At 67.9% G+C, this 23236-nt stretch carries 25 protein-coding genes and 1 pseudogene; 15 read left to right on the top strand and 11 right to left on the bottom strand.

All coding sequences use genetic code 11. The features are described 5' to 3' along the window. Positions 1–28: 28 nt before the first annotated feature. Positions 29–1465: a GuaB1 family IMP dehydrogenase-related protein gene (locus AB0M14_RS33095; RefSeq protein ID WP_365002423.1), complete on the bottom strand. Its 1437-nt coding sequence runs from the start codon at positions 1463–1465 to the stop codon at positions 29–31. Positions 1466–1586: 121 nt separating this feature from the next. Here AB0M14_RS33095 and AB0M14_RS33090 point away from each other — a divergent pair, with 121 nt between their 5' ends. Then, positions 1587–2117, top strand: a complete 531-nt coding sequence (locus tag AB0M14_RS33090; protein WP_365002420.1) for a hypothetical protein — start codon at positions 1587–1589, stop codon at positions 2115–2117. Here AB0M14_RS33090 and AB0M14_RS33085 read toward each other — a convergent pair. Further along, positions 2104–2961: a DMT family transporter gene (locus AB0M14_RS33085; protein WP_365002417.1), complete on the bottom strand. Its 858-nt coding sequence runs from the start codon at positions 2959–2961 to the stop codon at positions 2104–2106. The two genes, AB0M14_RS33090 and AB0M14_RS33085, sit on opposite strands and share 14 nt — an antisense overlap. A 204-nt stretch (positions 2962–3165) precedes the next feature. On the opposite strand from AB0M14_RS33085, the gene AB0M14_RS33080 reads away from it, so the two are divergent. Further along, positions 3166–3459, top strand: coding sequence for a hypothetical protein (locus AB0M14_RS33080; RefSeq protein ID WP_365002414.1), 294 nt, complete (start codon positions 3166–3168; stop codon positions 3457–3459). A 949-nt stretch (positions 3460–4408) separates the two neighbouring features. On the opposite strand, the pseudogene AB0M14_RS33075 reads toward AB0M14_RS33080, so the two are convergent. From AB0M14_RS33075 to AB0M14_RS33050, 6 genes and pseudogenes are all read right to left on the bottom strand, one after another. Further along, positions 4409–5587: pseudogene (locus tag AB0M14_RS33075) on the bottom strand (DEAD/DEAH box helicase); the annotation flags it as partial. Between the two features lie 161 nt (positions 5588–5748). Continuing rightward, positions 5749–6717, bottom strand: coding sequence for a M56 family metallopeptidase (locus AB0M14_RS33070; protein ID WP_365002411.1), 969 nt, complete (start codon positions 6715–6717; stop codon positions 5749–5751). 41 nt (positions 6718–6758) lie between these two features. Next, complete coding sequence (locus AB0M14_RS33065) at positions 6759–7136, bottom strand: BlaI/MecI/CopY family transcriptional regulator (protein WP_356980661.1); 378 nt, start codon at positions 7134–7136, stop codon at positions 6759–6761. Positions 7137–7235: 99 nt separating this feature from the next. Further along, positions 7236–8063, bottom strand: a complete 828-nt coding sequence (locus tag AB0M14_RS33060) for an ABC transporter ATP-binding protein (RefSeq protein WP_365002407.1) — start codon at positions 8061–8063, stop codon at positions 7236–7238. Beyond that, positions 8060–9094, bottom strand: a complete 1035-nt coding sequence (locus tag AB0M14_RS33055; protein WP_365003034.1) for an iron chelate uptake ABC transporter family permease subunit — start codon at positions 9092–9094, stop codon at positions 8060–8062. Before AB0M14_RS33055 ends, AB0M14_RS33060 begins: the two co-directional genes overlap by 4 nt. Positions 9095–9144: 50 nt before the next feature. Beyond that, positions 9145–10191 (bottom strand): iron ABC transporter permease, encoded by a 1047-nt coding sequence (locus tag AB0M14_RS33050; protein ID WP_365002404.1) that lies wholly within the window; start codon positions 10189–10191, stop codon positions 9145–9147. Positions 10192–10298: 107 nt separating this feature from the next. Here AB0M14_RS33050 and AB0M14_RS33045 point away from each other — a divergent pair, with 107 nt between their 5' ends. The 10 genes from AB0M14_RS33045 to AB0M14_RS33000 all read left to right on the top strand — a co-directional run bounded on the left by AB0M14_RS33045 (position 10299) and on the right by AB0M14_RS33000 (position 17880). After that, a complete protein-coding gene (locus tag AB0M14_RS33045) occupies positions 10299–11015 on the top strand; it encodes a hypothetical protein (RefSeq protein ID WP_365002401.1) in 717 nt (238 codons plus the stop codon). Between the two features lie 181 nt (positions 11016–11196). Next, complete coding sequence (locus AB0M14_RS33040) at positions 11197–11589, top strand: PaaI family thioesterase (RefSeq protein ID WP_365003032.1); 393 nt, start codon at positions 11197–11199, stop codon at positions 11587–11589. A gap of 79 nt (positions 11590–11668) precedes the next feature. After that, complete coding sequence (locus AB0M14_RS33035) at positions 11669–11971, top strand: urease subunit gamma (RefSeq protein ID WP_365002399.1); 303 nt, start codon at positions 11669–11671, stop codon at positions 11969–11971. 5 nt (positions 11972–11976) lie between these two features. Next, the gene (locus AB0M14_RS33030) at positions 11977–12294 is read left to right on the top strand and encodes an urease subunit beta (RefSeq protein ID WP_365002396.1); all 318 of its coding nucleotides are present in this window, start codon (positions 11977–11979) and stop codon (positions 12292–12294) included. Positions 12295–12297: 3 nt separating this feature from the next. Beyond that, entirely contained in the window at positions 12298–14019 is a 1722-nt protein-coding gene (locus AB0M14_RS33025) for an urease subunit alpha (RefSeq protein WP_365002392.1), read from the top strand. A gap of 90 nt (positions 14020–14109) precedes the next feature. Next, on the top strand, positions 14110–14529 hold the full coding sequence (locus AB0M14_RS33020; RefSeq protein ID WP_365002390.1) for a hypothetical protein: 420 nt from the start codon (positions 14110–14112) through the stop codon (positions 14527–14529). A gap of 329 nt (positions 14530–14858) precedes the next feature. Beyond that, positions 14859–15386: a DUF3558 domain-containing protein gene (locus AB0M14_RS33015; protein WP_365002388.1), complete on the top strand. Its 528-nt coding sequence runs from the start codon at positions 14859–14861 to the stop codon at positions 15384–15386. 15 nt (positions 15387–15401) lie between these two features. Then, positions 15402–15776, top strand: a complete 375-nt coding sequence (locus AB0M14_RS33010; protein WP_365002385.1) for a hypothetical protein — start codon at positions 15402–15404, stop codon at positions 15774–15776. A gap of 14 nt (positions 15777–15790) precedes the next feature. Beyond that, a complete protein-coding gene (locus tag AB0M14_RS33005) occupies positions 15791–17110 on the top strand; it encodes a hypothetical protein (protein ID WP_365002383.1) in 1320 nt (439 codons plus the stop codon). Then, on the top strand, positions 17107–17880 hold the full coding sequence (locus AB0M14_RS33000; protein WP_365002380.1) for an ESX secretion-associated protein EspG: 774 nt from the start codon (positions 17107–17109) through the stop codon (positions 17878–17880). Before AB0M14_RS33005 ends, AB0M14_RS33000 begins: the two co-directional genes overlap by 4 nt. Positions 17881–17918: 38 nt before the next feature. On the opposite strand, the gene AB0M14_RS32995 is transcribed toward AB0M14_RS33000, so the two are convergent. Together AB0M14_RS32995 and AB0M14_RS32990 are read right to left on the bottom strand one after the other, a co-directional pair. Further along, positions 17919–18764 carry an SGNH/GDSL hydrolase family protein gene (locus AB0M14_RS32995; protein WP_365002377.1) on the bottom strand — a complete coding sequence of 282 codons (846 nt, stop codon included), beginning with the start codon at positions 18762–18764 and terminating at the stop codon, positions 17919–17921. 122 nt (positions 18765–18886) lie between these two features. After that, positions 18887–19264, bottom strand: coding sequence for a DUF4377 domain-containing protein (locus AB0M14_RS32990; RefSeq protein ID WP_365002374.1), 378 nt, complete (start codon positions 19262–19264; stop codon positions 18887–18889). Positions 19265–19416: 152 nt separating this feature from the next. On the opposite strand from AB0M14_RS32990, the gene AB0M14_RS32985 reads away from it, so the two are divergent. Then, on the top strand, positions 19417–20319 hold the full coding sequence (locus tag AB0M14_RS32985) for an alpha/beta hydrolase (protein WP_365002371.1): 903 nt from the start codon (positions 19417–19419) through the stop codon (positions 20317–20319). Between the two features lie 5 nt (positions 20320–20324). Continuing rightward, positions 20325–20990 (top strand): O-methyltransferase, encoded by a 666-nt coding sequence (locus AB0M14_RS32980; protein WP_365002368.1) that lies wholly within the window; start codon positions 20325–20327, stop codon positions 20988–20990. A gap of 3 nt (positions 20991–20993) precedes the next feature. Here the strand turns inward: AB0M14_RS32980 and AB0M14_RS32975 are convergent, their stop codons facing one another. After that, positions 20994–21662 (bottom strand): TetR/AcrR family transcriptional regulator, encoded by a 669-nt coding sequence (locus tag AB0M14_RS32975; RefSeq protein WP_365002366.1) that lies wholly within the window; start codon positions 21660–21662, stop codon positions 20994–20996. 91 nt (positions 21663–21753) lie between these two features. Here AB0M14_RS32975 and AB0M14_RS32970 point away from each other — a divergent pair, with 91 nt between their 5' ends. After that, on the top strand, positions 21754–23232 hold the full coding sequence (locus tag AB0M14_RS32970) for an MFS transporter (RefSeq protein WP_365002363.1): 1479 nt from the start codon (positions 21754–21756) through the stop codon (positions 23230–23232). The last annotated feature ends 4 nt before the right edge of the window (positions 23233–23236 follow it).

Genomic DNA, 23236 nt, shown 5'->3' with positions numbered 1-23236 from the left:
CGGTAACCGGAAATTCTGCGGGGAGAGGCTACCAGCCGCTCGGCAGCGGGCGGCCTTCGGCGAAACCGGCCGCGGACTGCACACCGAGCACCGCCTTGTCGTGGAACTCCGGCAGGCTGCGGGCGCCGGCGTAGGTGCAGGCACTGCGCACGCCGGAGGTGATGTGGTCGATCAGGTCCTCGACGCCGGGGCGTTCCGGATCCAGGCGCATCCGCGAGCTGGAGATGCCCTCTTCGAACAGCGCCTTGCGGGCCCGGTCGAAACCGCTGTCGGTGGCGGTGCGTGCGGCGACGGCACGCTTGGAGGCCATGCCGAAGCTTTCCTTGTAGCGGTTGCCGTCGCGGTCCGTGCGCAGGTCGCCGGGGGATTCGTAGGTACCGGCGAACCAGGAGCCGATCATCACGTTGGCGGCGCCGGCGGCCAGGGCCAGGGCCACGTCGCGCGGGTGGCGCACGCCGCCGTCGGCCCAGATGTGCACGCCGAGTTCCTTGGCGGCGGCGGCACATTCGGTGACCGCGGAGAACTGCGGGCGGCCCACGCCGGTCATCATGCGGGTGGTGCACATGGCGCCGGGGCCGACACCGACCTTGATGATGGTGGCGCCGGCGGCGGCGAGGTCGCGCACGCCCTGCGCGGAAACCACGTTGCCGGCGACCAGCGGGACGCCGAGACCGAGATCGGCGACGGTGCGCAGCGATTCCAGCATCTTCTCCTGGTGGCCGTGCGCGGTGTCGAGCACCAGCAGGTCGGCGCCCGCGTCGACCAGGGCCTTGGCCTTGGCCGCGACGTCACCGTTGATGCCGACGGCGGCGGCGATGCGCAGCTGGCCGTTGGCGTCGACATTGGGCTGGTAGATGCCGGCGCGGACGGTGCCGGTGCGGGTCATCACGCCGGCCAGCGAACCGTCGGCGTTGGTCAGGACCGCGAACTTGGCGCGGCCGGCCTCGAGCAGTTCGAAGATCTCGCGCGGCGAGGTGTCGGCCGGCGCGGAGACGAAGTCGGTGTTCATCACGTCGTGCAGGCGGGCGAAGCGGTCGACATCGGTGCAAGCGGCTTCGGTGACGACGCCGACCGGCTTGTCACCTTCGAGCACCACGACGGCGCCGTGGGCGCGCTTGTGCATGAGGGCGACGGCCTCGGAGACGGAACGCTCCGGGTCGAGCGTGACCGGGGTGTCGGCGGTGAGCGAGCGGCTCTTGACGAAGGCGATGGTGTCGGCCGCCGCGCTGATCGGCAGATCCTGCGGTAGCACCACGATGCCGCCGCGGCGGGCGACCGTCTCGGCCATCCGGCGGCCCGCGACGGCGGTCATGTTCGCCACGACGATCGGGATGGTGGTACCGGACCCATCGACGGTCGACAGATCTACGTCGAACCGGGACGCCACATCCGTCCGATTCGGGACGAGGAAGATGTCGTCGTAGGTCAGGTCGTAGGGCGGCTGATGGCCGGGGAGAAACTGCACTTGACCAATACTAACCGGCTTGCCCGCGTTCCGTGCAATCGCCTGGCATCCCAGCCGCAACGATATGGTCTAGGCGTTGGAGTTTGTTGCCCGACGACGGGCTGTTCGCGGAGTGTGTGGCATGGGTATCGGGTCGGTGAGCGGCAGCTCCTGGGAGTTGAACGAGCAGGACGGCGGGTATCTGGCGGCGCGCTGGTGGCAGTGGGCGCTGTCGGCGCCGGACGATCGCAGCCCGGTGGCCGACGAGACCGGCGAGCATGCCGGATGGAACCAGCCCGCGGAGATCTGGTTCCTGGCCGGGACCTACGGCGGCCGCGTGGTGCGGCGGTGTGCGGTGCCCTCTGGTCTGCCGCTGTTCTTCCCGGTGATCAACACGGTGCATCCGATGCGGGTGTCGAAGGAACCGCTGACCATGGACGTCGCCTCGGCGAAGGCCTACCTCAACGGCGTGCCGCTGGAACTACGCGAATTCGTCTCGCCGCCGTTCTGGGCGCGAGTGCGGCCGCTCTGGGCGTCGCTGCTGCGGCGTCGCGCCTGGGGACTGTGGGCCGGTCTGGCTCCGCTCACGCCCGGTCAGTACGTGCTGGAGATCAAAGCGAGCACCAAGGACGAATTCTGGGTCGACACGACCTATCACCTCACGGTGCACTGAGCCCGGCGTCGGCCTGCGTGCGGGACAGGCGAATCGTGGTGACGCACATGACGATTACCGCGATGCCGATGGCGAGCACGCCGAAGCCGTTGGTGCGCAGGCGTTCGTCGAGGACGGCGAGGCCGAGGAAGGCCGCGGCGAGCGGTTCGGTGATGGTGACCGCGGGCAGGGACGCGGCGAGCGGTCCGACGTGGAACGCGCGCTGCTGGAGGTAGAGGCCGATCAGGCCCGCGGCCACCAGCGCCCAGGTCTGCCAATTGGTAAGCAGGTGAACGAATCCCCGCGCGAACTGGTCGGCGACGCAGGCGGTGAGAGCCGCCGCCAGCCCATAGAGCGAGCCGCCCGCCGCCCCGAGCAGCAGAGCCCGCCGAGTCGGATCACTCCGCAGCCCGACGACCACCGCGAAGGCGATGAGGCCGAGCAGCACGGCGAGCGGCCACACCCAATCACCCAGCGGCGCATCGGAATTACCTTCGGTCGGATCACCGATGATCAGAAAACAGGCCAGTGCGGCCACCAATGCGAGCGCCGTGCCCCAGGTGCGAGCGGAGATCCGACTGCCATTGAGCCGAGCCGACAACGGCAACGCGAAAACCAAGGCGCTCACCAGTATCGGCTGCACCAGCAGCACCGGCCCCAGCGCAAGCGCCACAACCTGCATGACATAACCGCCCCCGTCCCCGAGTAGCGCGGCCCACCAGCGCGGATTCCGCGCCAGAGACCCCATCAGCGACGCGCCCTCCGGGACCGCCGCAGCCGCCCGCTGCTGAGCGACCGCCGCCACCGCGAACAACAGCGCGGCGACCAGCGCGCAGATGATGGCACCCAGCGGATGATGCGACATCGAGCCAGTGTCCACCCGCAGGTGTCACCGGCGACGCTCGGCACGCCGGGAGCGTCGGCTGGTTGAGCGTTACTCCAGATCGGGGGCATCGAGCAATTGCTCATTGTTTAGGGACTGTGGTCCTGGACCTTGGACTCGGTCGGTGCGTCCGACCGGACTGACAAATGTCGCCTACCTGTCGGTGCCTGCCGGAATACTCTGCGCATGGCATACATTGCGCTCACCGGGGCCGAGTTGCGTTACGTGCTGATCAACGAATTGTTCGTGTGCGGGCCACTGTCTGTGGCCGAGCTCGCGGCTGCCGTGGCGGCGAAGGGTTTCGCGCCTTCCGGACGAGCCTCGAAGGCGATCTCCGATGCGTTGCGCTGTGAGGTCCGCCGTGGCCGGGTGTACCGGATAGGCCGAGGACGCTATCGGTGCGGGGAGATACCGCAGTCGAGCATGTACTACATCCGTACACGCCTGTGCGCCCTCGACAGCCAGCAACCGGCGATCTGAGGAGGCTCAGGGGCTAGGCTTCTCGACCCATGTCGGGTGGGTGACCCCCTCTGAGCCTCCAATGCGGCCTCCAATGCGGCCTGTGAGGTCCGCCGGGCGCGCAGGGTCATCCGAGAACTCGATAGGTGAGGGAAATGCCGCAGCTGGGTGCTGCCGCCTCCGTACACGCCTGCGTGCCCTGGACGTCCAGCAACCAACGAGCTGAGCAGGCTTCCCGGCCAGATCTCTCGGACCATATATGGGTGACTCCAACTCTGAGCGACAATCTCGGCTCGCGACGGATTTTGTCGCTCAGAGTTGGAGAGCACCGTATATGGGTCTCGAGACCTAGCGTGAATTGCTAGTTTGCTCCGTGGTTGCGGTGGGCCGGGGAGCCCTGTGGTCGTCCGGCGCGTCGGCGGGCGTTTCCGGGCGTGTCAGTGCCGCCCGCGCGCGTCGCGCGACCGGTGGACGCACCCCCGGTGGAACGGCTGTGCGCGCCAGTCGATTTGGGTGCGGTGGCGGTGCGCGCACCGCCGGTGGAGCGGCTAGCGCCCTCGCCCCGCGCGGGAGCGGTTGCGCCACGGCCTGATCCAGCGCTGCGGCCGGACGCGCCCGCGCCCCCACGGCTCGAATTGCCTGTGGCGCCATGGTCGGAACTGCTTGCAGTGTTGCGGCCCAAACCGCCTGTTGCGGAGCGGCCGGAATCTGTTGTGCTGCGGCCGGAACTTGTTGTGCTGCGGCCAGAGCCTGCTGCGGGGCGGCCGGAACTTGTTGTGCTGCGGCCGGAACCTGCTGCGGGGCGGCCGGAACTTGTTGCGCTGCGGCCAGAGCCTGCTGCGGGGCGGCCAGAGCCTGCTGCGGGGCGGCCGGATCCGCCGGGACGCTCGGTGCCTTCGCCGCGACGGGGACGCCCGCCGCCACCCCGACGTCCGCCGCCCTGAGAAGTGCTGGCCGCAGGGGCGTTCGCCGGTGCGATCGGCGTGCCCGAGGGCTGCTTGGCGCCGGTGATCTCGATGAGTTTCTTGTCGCCGGGGCGGACCGTGACGCCGACCACGTCGACGCCCGCCTTGCGGGTCATCTTCTCCACGTCGGCGCGCTCTTCGGTGGTGACCAGCGTGACGACGACGCCGTCCTCGCCGGCACGGGCGGTGCGGCCGGCGCGGTGCAGGTAGGCCTTGGACTCGGCGGGCGGATCCACGTGCACGACAAGGGAAATACCGTCGATGTGGATGCCGCGGGCGGCGACGTCGGTGACGACCAGCACGGGGGTGGTGCCGTCGGCGAACGCGGCCAGGGTGCGTTCGCGATTGTTCTGGGCCTTGCCGCCGTGCATGGCGCCGGCGTTGACGCCCGCGCCGCGCAGCTGCTTGGCCAGGCGGTCGGCGCCGTGCTTGGTGCGCACGAACATGATGGTCAGGCCGTCGCGGGCGGCGATCTCGGTGGCCACCGCGCGCTTGTCGAACTTGTCGCGCACGAACAGCAGGTGGTGCGACATGGTCGCGACCGACGCCGACGGCGGCGCGGTGGAATGCGTGACGGGTGAGCGCAAGTACTTCTTGACCAGCTTGTCGACGTCACCGTCGAGGGTGGCCGAGAACAGCAGCCGCTGACCATCTTTGGGTGTCCGGTCGAGCAACTTGGTGACCTGCGGCAGGAAGCCCATGTCGGCCATGTGGTCGGCCTCGTCGAGCGCGGTGATGCGCACGTCGGACAGGTCCGCCGCGCGCTGCTTGATCAGGTCTTCGAGGCGGCCGGGGGTGGCGATGAGCAGGTCGACGCCGCGCGCGAGCCGGTCGGCCTGGCGCTTGATGGGCGCGCCGCCGACGACGGAGGCGACCCGCAGGCCGAGGGAGAGCGCGGGCTCGTCGAGAGCGCGCTCGATCTGGATGGCCAGCTCGCGGGTGGGGACCAGCACCAGGCCGCGCGGGCGGCCGGGCTTGGCGCCGGCGTTCGCGGCCAGGGTGGCCAGCATCGGCAGGCCGAAGGCCAGGGTCTTGCCGGAGCCGGTCGGACCGCGGCCGAGGACGTCCTTGCCGGCCAGCGCGTCGCGGCAGGTGGCGGCTTGGATCGGGAAGGGCGCCTCGATGCCGTTGCGGCGCAACGTCTGGACGAGGACGGCAGGTAAGCCCAGCTCCGCGAAGGTCACGGCGGGTGCCGTGGTGGCAGGAGTCGAGGGGGTCAAGTGGTGCCTTTCGTGTTCAGCGCAACTCGCACTGTTCGGAGTCGGTGAACACGGGTCGGGGTTCACCGCACGGTGCGCCGTTTTCGGGCACTCGTGGTGGATAGCGGATCGGGGTGGTAGCTGCGTCAGCTGGAGAAAAGCCGGCCGATCTCGACCAGCCAGGGTACCGCGACAGCTTGGGTCGGCACCACCAGGATTGCGGCGGAGCCCAGGTAGGCGGCCGAGGCGAGACGCAGATCACCGATCTGTCCGCTCAACCGCTGGATCCGGATGAGCGTGGTGGGCCCGCCCGCGGCGAGCGCGCCCTGCGGTGCGGTGGACTTGGCGCACGCGACGAGCGCGCGGGCCAGCGGCTTGGGGCCGGTGACCTTGACCGCGGAGTCGTCGGCGAGCAGTTCGATGAGGAGTTTGACCGAGCCGAGCGCCGCTTTGGAGCGCACCACCCGCGGAAACGCCTCGTGCACCGCGGTGAACGCTTCGAGCACCAGGTCGTGCCGGGCCCGCAGATGCGAGCGCTCGTGACTCACGATCGCGGTGACCTCGGCATCGTCGAGGTTGGTCAGCGTGCCCTCGCTGAGCACCACGCGCTGCCGCAGGCCCGGCAGGCAGTAGGCGATCGGCTCGGTGGCGGCGAGCACCCGGATGTCGGCGGCGCGCAGGTGATTGCCGCTACGCGCCGTCGGATCGCCGCGCAGCCCGCCTTGATCGAGCAGGTCGACCAGCATCCGATGCCGGTTGCGCCGGCGCCGGGTGTGCACGCCGACCCGCACGATGGAGAAGATCAGCCGCGCACCGACCAGCAGGGTCAACGCGAACACCGTCACGTAGGCCAGCCACAGCGGCAGGCCGAGCGCGTCGATCTCACGGGTGGGTGAGGTGGTGGGGCGACCGTTGGGCCCAGGTACCAGCAGCTCGGAGGCGATGGCCAGCCCCGACCCGAACGCCGAGAGTACGGCTGCGAGCGCGATGGCCTGCCACAACACGAGCGCCGCACGCGGAACCCGGTAGGGCCAGGTCGCACGGCTCAGCAGAGCTGGAGCAGGCCCCGCGAGAAGCAATGCGAGTCCGGCGAATACCGGCGCGGTTGCGTTCATCGACTCAGCTCACTGCGTTGTGGGGCCTGGACGTGAGGAGTCTACTTCCCCTCGTTGTCCTCCAGCTTAGCGAGTGCCTCACGCAACGCGTCGGCCTCGTCGCGTCCGACCTGTTCGACGAAGTGCACGAGTGCCGCTGCGCGACTGCCCTTTTCCTCGGCCTGCTGGAGTGCGTCGAACATCAAGCTCGCGACCAGCTCGTCGCGCGTGTGCACGGGGGCGTACCGATGGGCACGATCGTCGCGGCGCTGAACCACCAGATTCTTCTTCGCCAGACGCTGCAGCACGGTCATCACCGTGGTGTAGGCGAGCTCGCGACGTGCGGCCAATGCCTCGTGCACCTGCCGTACCGTTTGCGGTTCGTCGCTGGACCACAGCTGGTCCATGACCGCTTTCTCGAGTTCACCAAGTCCTGCCATCCCACAAGTTTACGGACTCAACGACACAATTGCGTACTACACGATGTCGTAACTGCCTGATTGCTGTGTGGGATTCGTCATACCCGGGGTCCGACTGTATTACTTGGTGGTCGTGGACGCCAAAACATGGCGAGTACCGATCGGCACGATCATGGGGCGCCCGGAGACCGGATCCTCGAGCACGGTCGCGCTCAGCCCGAACACTTCCCGCAACAACTCGGCACTGATGATGTCCGAGGGCGCGCCCTGGGCGATGATCCGCCCGGAGCGCATGACGATCAGCTGGTCGCTGTAGCGGATCGCCAGATTCAGATCGTGCAGCACCATCACCACGGTGCGGCCCATGTCGTCGTGCAGTCGGTCGACCAGATCGAGCACCTCCAGGGAGTGCGCGAGGTCGAGATAGGTGGTCGGCTCGTCGAGCAGCAGGATGTCGGTGCCCTGGGCCAGCGCCATCGAGATCCAGGCGCGCTGGCGCTGGCCGCCGGACAGTTCGTCGAGCGGACGGTCGGCGAGATCGGCGATGCCGGTCTGCTCCAGCGCGGTCTGCACCTCGGCCTCGTCGGTCGCCGACCACTGCCGGAGCCAGGACTGATGCGGATGCCGCCCGCGGGCGACGAGGTCGGCGACGGTCAGGCCCTCGGGTGCGACCGGGGTCTGCGGCAGCATGCCGACGACTCGCGCCACGTCCTTGGTCTTCATCGACGAGATCGCCTTGCCGTCCAGCACGACCCGGCCCGCGTGCGGCTTGAGCAGCCGGCCCAGCGAACGCAACAGCGTCGACTTGCCGCAGCCGTTGGGCCCGATGACGGTGGTGACGACGCCGGCTGGAATTTCCAGGGTGAGGCCGTCGACGATGACGCGGTCGCCGTAGCCGAGGGTGACGTCCTCGGCGGCTAGTCGGTGCTCGGCCTTCGCGGTGGTCATGACAGGGTCGCCTTCCGATTCATACGCACGAGCAAATACAACAGGAACGGTCCGCCGCACGCGGCGGTGACGATGCCGGCGGGCAGATCGACGGGAAACAGTGTCCGGGACGCCACGTCCGCGCCCACCACACCGATAGCGCCGATGAGCGCCGAGCCGATGAGCGGTTCGCCGGGGGTACGCAGCAGGCGCCGCGCGATTTGCGGCGCGGCCAGCGCGACGAAGGCGATCGGCCCGACCGCGGCGGTCGCCACCGAGGCCGCGACCACGGCCGCGCCGATCAGCAGCGCCTGCTGGGTCTGGATCCGCACGCCGAGCATCCGGGTGGTTTCGGTGCCGAGGCGCAGCGCGGCCAGGGTCCGGGCCGAAACCATCGCCACCGTGACTACCAGCGCCAATGCCAGTGCGGTCGGCACCAGTTTGGTTCTGTCGACGGCGTTGAGCGATCCGGTCAGCCACTGCTGGGCGCGCATCGCGTCCAGCAGTGACGCGCGCGCGACCAGCCAGCTCAGCAGGGCGGCCAGCACCGCGTTCACGCCGATGCCGATGAGCACCAGACGCAAACCGGTGGCGCCGCTCTCGCCGGTGCGACTGCGGCCCCAGGCGAGCGCGTAGATCAGCACGGCGGTGAGCAGGCCGCAGGCCAGCGCGGCCAGCGGCGTGCCGACGCTGGCCGCGAAACCGGTCGTCGCGCCGGTGCCGACGATCACGGCGACCGCGCCGACGCTGGCGCCGGTGGTGATGCCGAGCATGTCCGGGCTGGCCAGCGGGTTGTGCAGGATCGATTGGGTGAGCGCGCCCGAAATCCCCAGCGCCGCACCGACGAGTACCGCGGTGAGCGCGCGCGGCAGTCGCGATTCCAGGATGATGTAGCGCTGCGAGCGCGTGCCGCCGCCGGTCAGCACATCGAGCACCCGGCTGATCGGGATCTGCGAATCACCTTGCGCCACATCCCAGCAGAACGCGGCGAACAGCACGACCGCGAGGATGACGGTGATCGCCACCATCGCCGGCCGCCACACCAGGGACATCGGTCCCAGGCGGACGGCGGGGCGAACCTGTTCGAGCACTTGCGAATCGATCACAGGCTCACCAGCTTCCGGCGGCGCACATAGGCGATGAAGAACGGTGCCCCGATAGCCGCGAGCATAACGCCGACCTGGAGCTCGCCCGGCCGGTTGACCACCCGGCCCGCGATGTCGGCGAGCAGGAGCAGCAGTCCGCCGAACAATCCGGAATAGGGGATCAGCCAGCGATAATCCGGTCCGGTGAGCATGCGCGCGAGGTGCGGCGCGATCAGCCCGAGGAACACGATCGGCCCGACCGCCGCGGTGGCCGCGCCGCAGAGCAGGACGACCGCGGCCAGGCCCAGTGCGCGGCTGCGCCCGAGGTGCACGCCGAGTCCGCGCGCCACGTCGTCGCCCAGGGTGAGCAGATTCAGCCCAGGCGCGGCGGCGACCGCGAGCAACAGTCCGACAGCCAAAAACGGCAGCACTTGCCAGAACACCTGTGCGTCGCGTCCGGCGACATCGCCGACCACCCAGAATCGGTAGGTGTCCAGGGCCGTGGGGTCCATCAGGACAACGGCATTGGTCATGGCTTGCAGGAACGCCGCCACCGCCGCGCCGGCCAGCACCAGGCTCAGCGGACTGGCCTTGCCGCCGCCCAGGGACGCCGCCCCGAAGACGACCAGCCCGGCCAGCAGCGCCCCGGCGAAGGCGAAGGCGATGTATTGCTGCGGGGCGGTGAAACTGAACAGGTAGATGCTCAGCGCTGCGAGAAAGGCCGCGCCCGAGTTCAATCCGAGCAACCCGGCGTCGGAGAGCGGATTGCGGGTGTAGCCCTGAATCAGCGCACCGGTGACAGCCAGCGCCACTCCGCAGACCAGGGCGAGTGCCGTGCGCGGCAGGCGGAGTTCGCGCACGATCTCCTCCGCCGTCGACTGCGCCGGGCATTGGAACGGGCCGCCCGCGCAGGTCAGCGCGTTGTGCAGGGCATCGTAAACCGTTGCGGGGGACAGGGATCGAGTACCGATGGCAACGCTGGCGAGCACCGCGAGACAGAGCAGCGCGGCGCCGAGGAGAAGTCCGAGCAGGCGTCGTCGCCTGATCGTGCCGAGAGGTGTCACTGGGTCGAACTTCTCCTGACTGATTCAACATTTGCTCTTGCTAGGTCTGGTAAGGCTAACCTATGTTCTGTGGCGACCCACAACGGAGCCGACACCGAGGAGGTTCGATGCTCGAGCCCATGACCATCCGCTCGCAGCAGCCGTTCGACCGCGCCTGCGCCCGATTGCGCGCACTGCAACCGGAGCACCCGCGCGTCTACGCCGTTGCCGACATGGCTGATCAGGGCAAGCGGCGCTGGTGGAAGCTGTCCGCCGGACTGGCCGAGGGCCGCATCGAGCTGATGTACCGCCGGCACGCCGCGGAGATGATCAGTGCGGACATCGCGGCGGAAGTCGTTGCGACGGCGCTGATTCACGCGGTGATCGGGCGGGTCAGCGCATTGCTGATGGCCGAGGGGCGGGCCTGGGATCCGGGGTTGGAGAACCTGTGGATCCACAACGACAACGACGGCGGGATCGACTGGGCGGGCCTGCTGGACACCACGATTCGCGTGCTGCCCGGCGATCGGCTGGCGGGCGAATCCGGTGTGGTGACCTTCCCGTGCGAGCAGGCGATGTATGTGTGGCTCGCGCATCGCTGTGCCTCCTCGCTGACGTTGATTCAGCACGCGCTGGCGCGCTGTGCCGGTCTGGGTGCGCGCCGGTTCTGGGCGCTGGTCGGTGAATCCATTGTGGGGGCAAGTACTTACGTGCCCGAACTCGCCCGTACCAGTCCGGTCGAGGCGGCCCGGCACGGCCAGGGTCTGCTGCTGGCGCTGGAGGAACGCGGGTTGCCGGTGCGGCGCAGCCCCTCCGTCGTCCCGGACGCTTGCCAACTTAGGTAAGCCTGACCTATACTCGATCTCGGCGTTCGGATCGAGCGGGAGTCCCGAGGGCTGCGGTCGACTCCCCGTTCCTTGCCGCGGCGGACTCCACCTTCGGGTGGGGTCCGCCGCTCTGTTTAGGCTGGCTTGCATGACCGACAAACCGCTCGCGCCCACCTCGATCGGGGAACTGACCCCCGAGATGATGACCAAGTTCAGCGAAGGCACCTTCACCGATCTGATCGGTCTGCGGTTCACCGAGCTCGGTCCCGACCGGGTCTGCGGTGAATGGGTGGTGAAGCCGCACCTCTACCAGCCGGCCGGCATTCAGAACGGCGGCGTGCTGTGCACCGTCATCGAATCGCTCGCCAGCACGGGCGGGCAGTACTGGTACGGAGACCAGGGCAACGTCGTCGGCGTCAACAACAACACCGACTTCCTGCGCGCCGCCAGCGACGGCACCCTGCGCGCCGAGGCCACCCCGATCCATCGCGGGCGGTTGCAGCAGCTGTGGCAGGTCGTGGTGACCGACGAGCAGGACCGGGTGATCGCGCGCGGCCAGGTGCGATTGCAGAATCTGCCCAAACGCGGCTGAGCGTCGCCGAAACACGCAGGTAACGCGGGGCGTGCCAGAATGACCGACGACCCGCCCCGCGACTCGGTGAGGAGCCCGAATGCGTTTGTCGCCGCACGAGCAGGAACGCCTGCTGTTGAGTTACGCGGCCGAATTGGCCCGGCGGCGGCAGGCTCGCGGGCTCAAGCTCAATCATCCCGAGGCGGTCGCGCTGATCACCGATCACGTGCTCGAAGGGGCGCGGGACGGGCGCACCGTCGCCGAGCTCATGTCCTCCGGGCGCACCGTGCTCGCGCGCGCCGACGTCATGGCGGGTGTGCCGGAGATGATCCACGACGTGCAGGTCGAGGCCACCTTCCCGGACGGCACCAAGCTCGTCACCGTCCATCAGCCGATCGGATAGCTCCCGTGATCCCCGGTGAATACCTGTGCGCCGACGGCGTTATCGAGCTGAACGCGGGCGCCGAGCGCGTCGCCCTCGAGGTCGTCAACACCGGCGACCGCCCGGTGCAGGTCGGCAGCCACGTACATTTCCCGCAAGCCAACGCCGCGCTGGAGTTCGACCGCGCCGCGGCCCACGGGCATCGCCTCGACATTCCCGCCGGTACCGCGGTGCGCTTCGAACCCGGTCTGGCGCAGCGGGTTTCGCTGGTGCCCCTGGGCGGCTCCCGGGAAGTGCACGGCATCAGCCTGACCCCGCCCGGTCACCTGGATTCGACAAGGTAGGACATGACCGAACTGAGCCGTGCCCGTTACGCCGAGTTGTTCGGGCCGACGACGGGTGACCGAATCCGGCTGGCGGACACCGACCTGCTGATCGAGATCACCGAAGACCGTTGCGGCGGACCGGGTCTCGCGGGCGAGGAAGCTGTCTTCGGCGGTGGCAAGGTGCTGCGCGAGTCCATGGGCCAGTCCCGCGCCACCCGCGCCGAGGGCGCCCCGGACACCGTCATCACCGGCGTCGTGATCATCGATCACTGGGGGATCATCAAGGCGGACCTCGGTATTCGCGACGGTCGCATCTGCGGTATCGGCAAGGCGGGCAACCCCGACACCATGTCCGGGGTGCATCCGGATCTGGTGGTCGGCCCGTCGACGGAGATCATCGCGGGCAACGGTCGCATCGTCACCGCCGGCGCCATCGACTGCCACGTGCACTTCATCTGCCCGCAGCTGATGGAGGAAGCGCTCGGCGGCGGCATCACCACCCTGATCGGCGGCGGCACCGGACCCGCCGAGGGGAGCAAGGCCACGACTGTCACGCCCGGCTCCTGGCACCTGGCCCGGATGCTGGAAGCCCTGGACGGCTGGCCGATGAACATCGTGCTGCTCGGCAAAGGCAATACCGTCAGCGCCGACTCCATGTGGGAGCAATTGCGCGGCGGCGCGGCGGGTTTCAAACTGCACGAGGACTGGGGCTCCACCCCGGCCGCGATCGACGCGTGCCTGCGCGTGGCCGACGCCAGCGGCGTCCAGGTGGCGCTGCACTCCGACACCTTGAACGAGGCCGGCTTCGTCGAGGACACCCTCGGCGCGATCGCCGGTCGCGGCATCCACGCCTATCACACCGAAGGTGCGGGTGGCGGGCACGCGCCCGACATCATCACTGTCGCTTCGTATCTCAACGTGCTGCCCAGCTCTACCAACCCGACCCGCCCGCACACCGTCAACACCCTCGACGAGCATCTGGACATGCTCATGGTGTGCCATCACCTCAGCGCCTCCATCCCGGAGGACCTGGCCTTCGCCGAAAGCCGCATCCGGCCGTCGACGATCGCCGCCGAGGACCTGCTGCACGACATGGGCGCGATCTCCATGATCGGCAGCGACTCCCAGGCCATGGGCCGCATCGGCGAAGTCGTGATGCGCACCTGGCAGACCGCGCACGTGATGAAGCAGCGGCGTGGGGCCCTGCCCGGCGACGGCGCCGCCGACAATGCCCGTGTGCGGCGCTACATCGCGAAATACACCATCGCGCCCGCGGTCGCGCACGGCCTCGACCACGAGGTCGGCTCCATCGAGGTCGGCAAACTCGCCGACCTCGTGCTCTGGGAACCGGCGTTCTTCGGCGTGCGCCCGCACGCGGTCCTCAAGGGCGGCATGATCGCCTGGGCCGCCATGGGCGACGCCAACGCCTCCATCCCCACCCCGCAACCGGTCCTCCCGCGCCCCATGTTCGGCGCCGCCCCCGTCGCCGCGGCCGCCACCTCGCTGCATTTCGTCTCCGAACACGCGATCGACGACGGCCTGGCCGACCGCCTGAACCTGCGCCGCAAACTGGCCCCGGTGAAGAACGTTCGCGGCGTCACCAAAACCGACATGCCCCACAACGACGCGATGCCCCACATCGAAGTCGACCCCGACACCTTCACCGTCCGCATCGACGGCGAGGTCTGGACCGAACAACCCGCCACCGAACTCCCCATGGCCCAGCGCTACTTCCTCTTCTGAGCCGCCGGAAACCTATTGATACACAAAGGCTATCGAGGTAATGTCGCTCCCCTGTTCGAGTTGCGCGCAGTCGGCTAGAAGGGGAGACGAATGCCATCCGTCGAGGAACGCCTCACCACGCTCGAGACCAAGTTCGACCAAGCCGACCTGCCCGGCCTACGCCGCCGCATGAACGGCAACCACGCAAAGGTGATCGAAGAATTCGGCCACGTCCACAACGACTTGGCCGACATCAAGGACACCCTGGGCGAGCACACAAAGTCGCTCGGTCGGCTCGAGAAGTCTGTCGGCGCGCTCGAGAAGTCGGTTGGCGCGCTCGAGAAGACTGTTGGTGGGCTCGAGAAGACTGTTGGTGGGCTCGAGAAGACTGTTGGTGGGCACACCGAGTCCTTGGGACGGCTCGAGAAGTCTGTCGCCGCGCTCGAGAAGACTGTCGGCGATCATTCGAAGACTCTGGATGAGCACACGAAGCTGCTGCACGCGATTTTGGAGCGGCTACCAGCGAAGTAGGCAGGCACCAACGCCGCCGGCCGTACCACCGCCGATGGAACCGGAACTGGCCGGGCCGCGTCGAAGTTAATGTGGGCCCGGTGGGCGGCCCCCAGATCGAAGGCGACGCCGGACGAGTGTGAGGACGGGGCATGTGAGCACTGATGAGGTGAAGGTTGACCCCGAGGGGTTGCCCTGGTGAAGCCCTACGCGGAATCGGTGCTGAACTCGCTGCACGACCGCATCACCGAGAACGCCAGGCCCCGTTTCGCGAACCGAACGACCCGAACCGCGGCCTAGACTTTGGGGCAACTTTGACCGCGGGGACTGGAGGCATGGTGGGACGACAGATGACGGCGACGGTAGCGGCGCTGACAGGGGTGGTGCTGCTGGCCTCGGGATGCAATTCGAAGACCGACGGCAAACCGGAGCCGACCACAACGGACACCTCCGCGGCCACGACGGTGCTGTGGGATCCATGCACCCAGATTTCGGATCAGGTGCTGCGGCAGGTCGGGGTCGATCCGGCGACGAAGACGTCCGGTGCCGCCGGAGTGGAAGAGCCTGGCTGGAAGATCTGCACGTGGAACAACGACGACTTCAACCTCGTGGTCTTCTCGACCTTCCGAACCGTGGATGAGTTCAAAAAGAAGAGCGAAAATGTCGACTTCGTGGATACGACGGTCGGAGGCCGCTCGGGAATGCGCTATCGACAGGTTGACGACAAGGACGACAGGATCTGCGATCTAATATTCCCCGCGAAGCAAGGGTCGTTTGATGTGATGGTTTCCAATCGCATCTCGTCGAAGAATAAGGTCGCGCCTTGCTTGCGTGCCAGTACAGCGGCAGAGGCTCTTGTGCCGCTATTGCCGAGTTGACCAGAAGGACTGACGATGACAATCGAGGAAGATAAAACTCGGTGGAGCTACCTCGCCAGCGAAGCCAAAGCTGGTCGTCTATATCTGGATCAATCGGTAGCAAAGGATTGTCGCGATGCCTGTAACAAGCAGATATCGCTGTATGAAAGCCTGATCAGCAAGCTTGACGTTATGAAGCGAGTTACAGGTTTTGGGCGGTTCGACTGTTCTGACGACTTGGCGGCGATGCTTGGGCAGAAGGCGCGAGGCGGTGAAGGGGACGTCTACACCGCACTCATGGAGCACATCTCGGTAATAACGCTCATCCGCGACACGATCCAGGTTTCCGTCGACAAGTACGAAGCTCAGGACACGACCAACGCGGGCGAACAAGACAAACTACTGAACTGATCGGGGGAGGACACGTGGGTCTGCTATTCGCGGGTATCGCCGCCGCACTCTGGGAGTCGAGCAAGTCCGGGCCGCCGGACGTTGGCAAGGATGAGAGTCCCGAAGCAGTGCAGGCGCGCAACCGGATTCAAGAGCTGGTCAGCGGCAGTGGCTTGGACTTTCAAGGGTCGAAGGTACCAGATTCCAATTTCAAGAATCCGGAGACCATGGATGATCTCTACCAGCGCGTTCAAGCCATGGACCCTGGCGCGGTTAAGACATTGCACGATCGTTGGGAAGGCTTACGCAACCAGCTCAACGACGGATTCGTCAACTTCGGCCTGGAGATGACGAAGGCCATCGAGGCAAAATGGCAGGGGGACGCTGCGAGTTCGGCTGCCACGGGCATCACCGAGTACGTGAAGAAGTCGAGCACACTGATCGACTCGGTCGCGCTGGTCTCCGAGAAAGTGAAGCTGGTGCGTTCCGCCATCGACATCACCAAACCCAACGTGCAGGAAGCCCCCGACACCACTCTGACCAGCAATATCGCCAGCTGGGTACCGGGCCCGACCTGGAAGCTGAACGACCATCGGGAAGAGTCGTATCAGACCGCGGCCGCGAACGTCGTGAAGAACGTCTTCTATCCGGCGGTCAAGGAAGCGGACGACAAGGTGCCGCTGGTTCCCAAGCCGTACAACCCGGTGCAGAACACCGATGTTCCGGGGACCGTGGTTCCCAAGACTTCGGACGGCGCGCAGCCCCCGACCGCCGGCCCGTCGGCTCCGAAGACCACGGACGAGCCGAAGTCCGAGGAAAACCCGGAGACCACGCTGCCTCCATCGTCGGTTCCCAGCACCGAACCGCAGAACACGGACGATCCGTCGACGAAACCGGCCACGACGGATGTGCCGACCACTCCGGCATCGACCGTCCCGACCGCCGCGGAGACACCGAAATCGACTGATCCGAAACTGAATACGGGTCAGCCGGGCTCGAATCTCCCGGGCTCGAGCGTGCCCGGTTCCGGAGTACCGGGTTCGAACGTCCCAGGTTCCGGCACCCCCGGTTCGGGCACTCCCGGCTCCGCCAATCCCGGTGCGGGAAAGACGATCTCGGGCACCCCGGGCTCCGCCGCTGCCGCCGCGCAGGGCGCGAACCGCGCCGCGGCGGCCCGCACGGGAACCTCGGGCATGCCGGGCATGGGCGCTATGGGTGGCGCCCGCGGTCAGGGTGATGACGACAAGGAACACCAGACCAAGGACTATCTGATCAATCAGGAGAACGGCGAGATCCTGACCGGTTTGGATCCGGAGCATCGGGTGAAGACGGTTCCGCCGGTGATCGGCGAATGAGCAAGCGGGAGTGGACGTTCACGCCGCTGGCGTTCAAGGTGCTGTGGCGGGCGGCGGATCGGGATGTACTGCCGTATCCGTTGCAGTATCGGTCGACCGCGGACACGATCGCCGACTACGACAAGGCGTGGAAGGCCGAAGCGGCGGCTCTGCACAAGCATTTCGACGAGACGATGTTCGGGGCGCTGCGGATTCTCGCGGAACCGGAAGCGCGCATCGAGGTCGCCGGCAAGCTGGGCCGGGACAAGCTGCGAGTGCACGCGGCGGTGCATTATCAGCATGCGGTGCTGCTGGTGCAGGAGCCGACCGACGCCCCGGATCGCGGCGGCAGGGTGCGGATGACAATGGTTCCGGCGCACGAGATTTCACGCCGGGTGCTGGGTCAGCTACCGAATACGGCGCGGGGGACCGGCGAGGGGATCGAGGTGTCGCGCCACGACTTGGACGAGGACGGTCCGTTCCGCGGTTTCCACGACGACGCCCCGGTGTCGCCGCGCAAGCTGGCAGCCCGGTTCTTCGAGCGCCCGCGCGGCGCGGTGGTGCATGTCGCGGTCTACGCGGGCCCGGCCTGGGACAACCGGCCCGCGCCGTCGCGGGGTTTCCACATCATGGACTATCCGGATGGCCGCTATGTGGTCCGCAACGGCGGCACCCTGAAGGCGTCACCAGCTGATCGCTCCTTGCTGGCGGCCGACCTGGACCGCATCCTCGCCATCACGGTGGAATCGCACCGGGCGGAGTCCGATCCCGCCTACCGCTCCCGGGTGTGATCGAAAGAGCAACCGGGCGTGGTGATCTCGGGCTCGAGTCAGCGACTCGCGCGGATCGCATCCAGGATGATGTCGGCGACGCCGCGCATGCCGGTGAGGGTGGGGTGGTAGGGGATCAGGGTCTCGGTGGCCAGGACCGGGTCGAACCAACGCTCACCTTCGGGCGCGCACATATCGTGCCCGGCGGCGCGGGCGCGGGTGTCGACATAGGTCGCGCCGTTGGCGGCGGCGCCTGCGGCGACCACGGTATTGAGCCGGTCGAACGCGCGTTGCACGGTCGCGGCGTCGGACGGTCGCAGACCGACCAGTGCGGGGCAGCCGCCGTCACGCACGTACAGCGGCCAGCCGTCGACGAAGACCTTCGCGTTCGGCGCGAGCTCCGAAATCCGGCGCAGCGCGGCGGAATAGGCGGCGGCGATGCTGTCGATGTCGCCGTCCCACGCCGGATCCGCGCACGGTCGCGCACCCGCGGTGTGGCAGTTCAAGATGTACTTGGTCGCATTGGTGTCGTTGGCGCCGATATGCACCGTCACGAGCTTGGTATTCGGCCCGAGCGCGTCGAATTGCGGTGCGACACCGGCCCCTTGAGACGTCGTCAGATCCTTGATCTTGGCCGAGCTGCAGGTCCGATCGTCGAGTCGCAGCCCGAGCCCCTCGGCCACCAGCTTCGGGGTATTCGCCGTCGACCGAATGCACATCAGCGGCGCGCTCGGATCGAACTTCTGCACACCGGTCGTCGCCGCCCCCGAATCCCCGAGCGCCACATACTCCGCCCCGCCGTCGGCAGGCGCGGCCAGCGCCGTCGGCGTGAATGCCGTTGCCGTCGAGCACAACAGACCCGCTGCCACAATGCCCGCACGCCACAGCTTCCGGCTGCCACCCATGTCCTTGCTCCATCCGCATCGAACGCCAAAGTGAGACGCGCTGGTTCCGCTTTTGGGCACACTACTACCGGTCCCGCCCAACCGGCACCGATTCGGCATAACTCGTCAACGACGATGATCCGCTAGGACGTGGGCTGTTTGGTGATGACCCGCACCAGGTGCCAGGTGCGCGACGGGGCATCAGCGGGCGGGTTGACCCATGGGCGCTCTTCGACGAGCAGGCGGTAGGTGTAGCCGGGCTGGTAATCGAAGCCCTCGATGCCGAAGTAGTGCAGTTCCCAGGGGCCGTCCGGTTCGGTTCGGACTTGCAGGCATTGCATGGGCGCGACACCGGTGCAGGGCGCTTCCTTGTCGGCCACGTCGATCTCGAACTGTTCGGCGCCCGCGGCGGCAGAGGTCGAGGCTGTTGTGGTGGAGTCGCCGACCGACTGGTCCGCGCTGCAGCCCGTCAACGGCAGGATGGCGAGTGCGGCGGCGAGAGCGAGCATTCCGAGGCGCATGGCCGCGAATATGCCACAGGTTTGCCGTGGTACAGGGGATCCCTCGCCCCTTCCACCATAACCCGGCGAGGTGGGCTTGCGGCAAGGGCCCGGACAGGGTCCATAATCGCAGGTCTGAGCCGTATCCGGCGGTCAGGGGAAGGCGAGTGCGGATGGCTGAACAGCAGGCGCGAGTGGAACCGGCGGGCATCGAGATCACCTATGAGCGGCTCGGGGATCCGGGCGATCCGCCGGTATTGCTGATCATGGGTGCGGCCGGGCAGCTGATCGACTGGCCGGACGGACTGTGCGCGGAACTGATCGGCCGCGGGTTGCAGGTGATCCGCTTCGACAGCCGCGATGCCGGGCGATCCACGCATCTCAGCGCGGCGCCCCCGCCCGACATCATGGCGGCGATGGCCGGTGACGTGTCTTCGGCGGCGTACACGCTCTCGGAGATGGCCGCCGATTCCATCGGTCTGCTCGACGCGCTCGGCATCGAGAGTGCGCACCTGGTCGGAGCGTCGATGGGCGGGATGATCGCGCAGACGATCGCGCTGGAATACCCGCAGCGGGTGCGGTCGCTGACTTCGATCATGTCCACGACCGGCAATCCCGCTGTGGGGCAATCGGATCCGGACGCGTTCGGGCAAGCGGGCCCGCCGCCGGCGGACCGGGCGGCGTATCAGGACTGGTCGGTGGCGACCAAGCGCGCATCGGGCTCGCCCGGGTTCGCCTTCGACGAAGCCTTCGTGCGCGCGCACGCCGGACGCGTCTTCGACCGCGGCGTCGACTTCGCCGGCATGATGCGGCAAGCGGTCGCGGTCCTGGCCTCCGGCGACCGCACCGCACGGCTGCCGGCCGTAGCCGTGCCGACCCTGGTCATGCACGGAACCGCCGATCGCATCTTCGATATCAGCGGCGGCCGGGCGACCGCCGCGGCGATCCCGGGATCGAAGCTGGTGGTGTTCGAGGGGATGGGGCACAGCCTGCCTCGTGAACTGTGGCCGGTTTTCGCCGGTCACATCGGCGCTCTGATCGCCGCGGCCGAGCGCGGCGTTCCGGTGGCAGACTGACATGCATGACGAGTGCTGAATGGGCGGAAGTCGATAGCTACCTGGTGGAGCAGTTGGTGCGAGACCCGGAGACCGCGGCGGTCTTGACCGAGAACGAGAAGGCGGGTCTGCCCGCGATCGACGTGTCCGCACCGCAAGGGAAGTTCCTGTATCTGCTGGCGCGGTCGGCCGGGGTGCGGCGGGTGCTGGAGGTCGGCACCCTCGGTGGCTACAGCACGGTGTGGCTGGCGCGGGCGGTCGGGAAGGCCGGGCAGGTGCTGACCCTGGAATACGAGCCGAAGCACGCCGAGGTGGCGCGCCGGAACCTGGATAGCGCCGGTGTCGGCGATCGGGTGGAGATCCGCGTCGGCGCGGCCCTGGACAGCCTGCCGGTACTGGCCGAGGAGAACCCGGAGCCGTTCGATCTGGTGTTCCTCGACGCGGACAAGGTCAACAACCCGAACTACGTGCGGTGGGCGCTGCGGCTGACCCGTCCCGGCTCGGTGATCATCGTCGACAATGTGGTCCGCGAGGGCGGCCTCGCGGACGCGTCCTCGACCGATCCGGCGATCCGCGGTAGCCGCGAGGTGGTCGAATTGCTGTCCGCCGAACCGCGTTTGGACGCCACCGTGCTGCAGACCGTGGGTTCGAAGGGCTGGGACGGGTTCGCCTACGCCCTGGTTCTCGACTAGCGGTCAAGGCTGCCGGAGCCGCGCCTCGAATCCGTCGCAGAGCGTGGACAATCCGGCGTAGAGCAGGTCCTCCTGGGTCAGTTCGCTGACACCCGCCCCGATCAGATCCGCGAGCGCGTCCGGCACCGGGGTGGAGGGCCTGCCCTCCAGCAGCGCGCGCAGCCCGTTGGTCTCCTCGGGTTGTATCTTCTTGCGTTCCAGCAGGTCCGAGCTGATGTGCGGCAGCGTCGCGCCGGAGATGAAGTTCCACACCGTGAACGACATCTGCATCGCCTCGCGCGGCGGAACGTCCAGTTCGCGGAACCCTTCGACCAGCCAGGCCAGGCAGGCCAGTCCGTGCGGGCCGAAGCTGTAGCGCGGCATGGCAAAGGTCAGCAGTACCCACGGGTGTTGCTGGTAGAGCGCCCAATCGATCTCGGCGGCGATGCGGATCCGATCGCGCCAGGTCCAGCCCTGGCCCGCGGGGGGCGGGTAGGGGTTGCGCCGGGAGACCTCGTCGGTCATCGCCGCGATCAGTTCGTCCTTGCTGGCCACATGCCGGTACAGCGACATGGTGCCGACGCCCATCCGGTCGGCCAGGCGCCGCATCGACACGGCGTCGAGACCTTCGAGGTCGGCAATGGTGATCGCGGTGTCCACGATCGCGGCCCGGGTGAGTTTCGGCTCGGTCATCCCATGTCTTCTTGTTCGGTCCGATGGAGCATGCGTACACTGTACCGTTGGTCGTGCGTACGCCGTACGCGAGCAGTGAGAGGAACCCTCGATGACACAGGTGCAGTCGCCCGCCGCCACCCGGCGGGCGTGGCTCGGATTGGCGGTATTGCTGCTACCGGTGCTGCTGGTGTCGATGGACGTCTCGGTGTTGTTCCTGGCGATGCCGACGCTGACGGTCGACCTGGACCCCTCCGCGACCCAGGCACTGTGGATCCTCGACATCTACGGCTTCATGATCGCCGGCCTGCTCATCACCATGGGCAACCTCGGCGACCGCATCGGGCGGCGCAATATCCTGCTGGCCGGCGCCGCGATATTCGGGCTGGCGACGGTGCTGGCCGCGTTCGCGCCGAGCGCCCCGGTGCTGATCGCCGCCCGCGCGCTGATGGGTGTCGGCGGGGCGACCCTGCTGCCTTCCAGTCTCGCGCTCATCTCCAGCCTGTTCCCCGACGCCCGGCAGCGCGTCGCCGCGATCGGCGTGTGGACCGCCTTCTTCGCGGGCGGCTCGGCGGTCGGGCCGATCATCGGCGGGCTGTTGCTGCACCACTTCTGGTGGGGCTCGGTGTTCCTGATCAACCTGCCGGTCCTGCTGGTACTGCTGGCCCTCGGCCCGGTCCTGCTGCCCGAGCATCGTGCGAGCGCCCTGGGGCCGCTGGACCTTCCGAGCGTCGTGCTGTCCATCGGCGGCATCCTGCCGCTGATCTACGCGATCAAGCACGTCGCGGCCGAGGGGATCGACCCCGAGGCGCTGGTGCTGGCGCTGGTCGGCGCGGTGGTGCTCGCGCTGTTCGTGCGCCGGCAGACCCATCTGGCCGAACCGCTGCTGGATCTGCGGTTGTTCACCCGGCCCGCGTTCTCCGTGGCGATCGGGTCCAGCCTCACCGGCATGATGTCGCTGGCCGCGATGGGCTATCTGACCAGCATGTACTTGCAGTCGGTCACCGGGCGTGATCCGCTGGCCGCGGCGTTGCTCGGCATCCCGAGCGCCGCGGCGGTGTTCATCGTGTCGATGAGCGGCGCCCGGCTGGGCCGCCAGATCGGCGTGCGATCCACCTTCGTGCTGGCGCTGCTGCTGGCCGCGCTGGGCAACCTGATGCTGCTCGGCGTGGGCGTGCACGGCGGAATCGGCTGGTATATCGCCGGATCCACGATCGCGGGCGTCGGCTACGGTCTGGCCTTCACCCTGGTCTCCGATGTCGCGGTGTCCTCGGTGCCGCCGGAACGGGCAGGCTCGGCGGTCGGCATCTCCGAAACCAGTTTCGAACTCGGCAACGCCCTGGGCCTGTCGCTGCTGGGATCGCTTGCGGCGCTGGTCTTCCGCAACGGCGGCGACTATGCCGAGACCCTCGGCGAAACGCTGCACGAGGCCGGCAACGACACCGCGCTGGCCGAGAGCGCCCGCGAATCCTTCGTCAACGGTATGCATCTCGCGACCACCGCCGGCGCGATCATCCTGCTGGCGATGGCGGTCGTGGCGCGGCTGGCGTTGCGCAAGAACACCGTGCTGTCCGACGCCCACATCCACTGATCAG

This window comes from Nocardia sp. NPDC051832 (assembly GCF_040681285.1).
Lineage (GTDB): Bacteria > Actinomycetota > Actinomycetes > Mycobacteriales > Mycobacteriaceae > Nocardia.
This window is presented reverse-complemented; position numbering and strand designations above follow the sequence as displayed.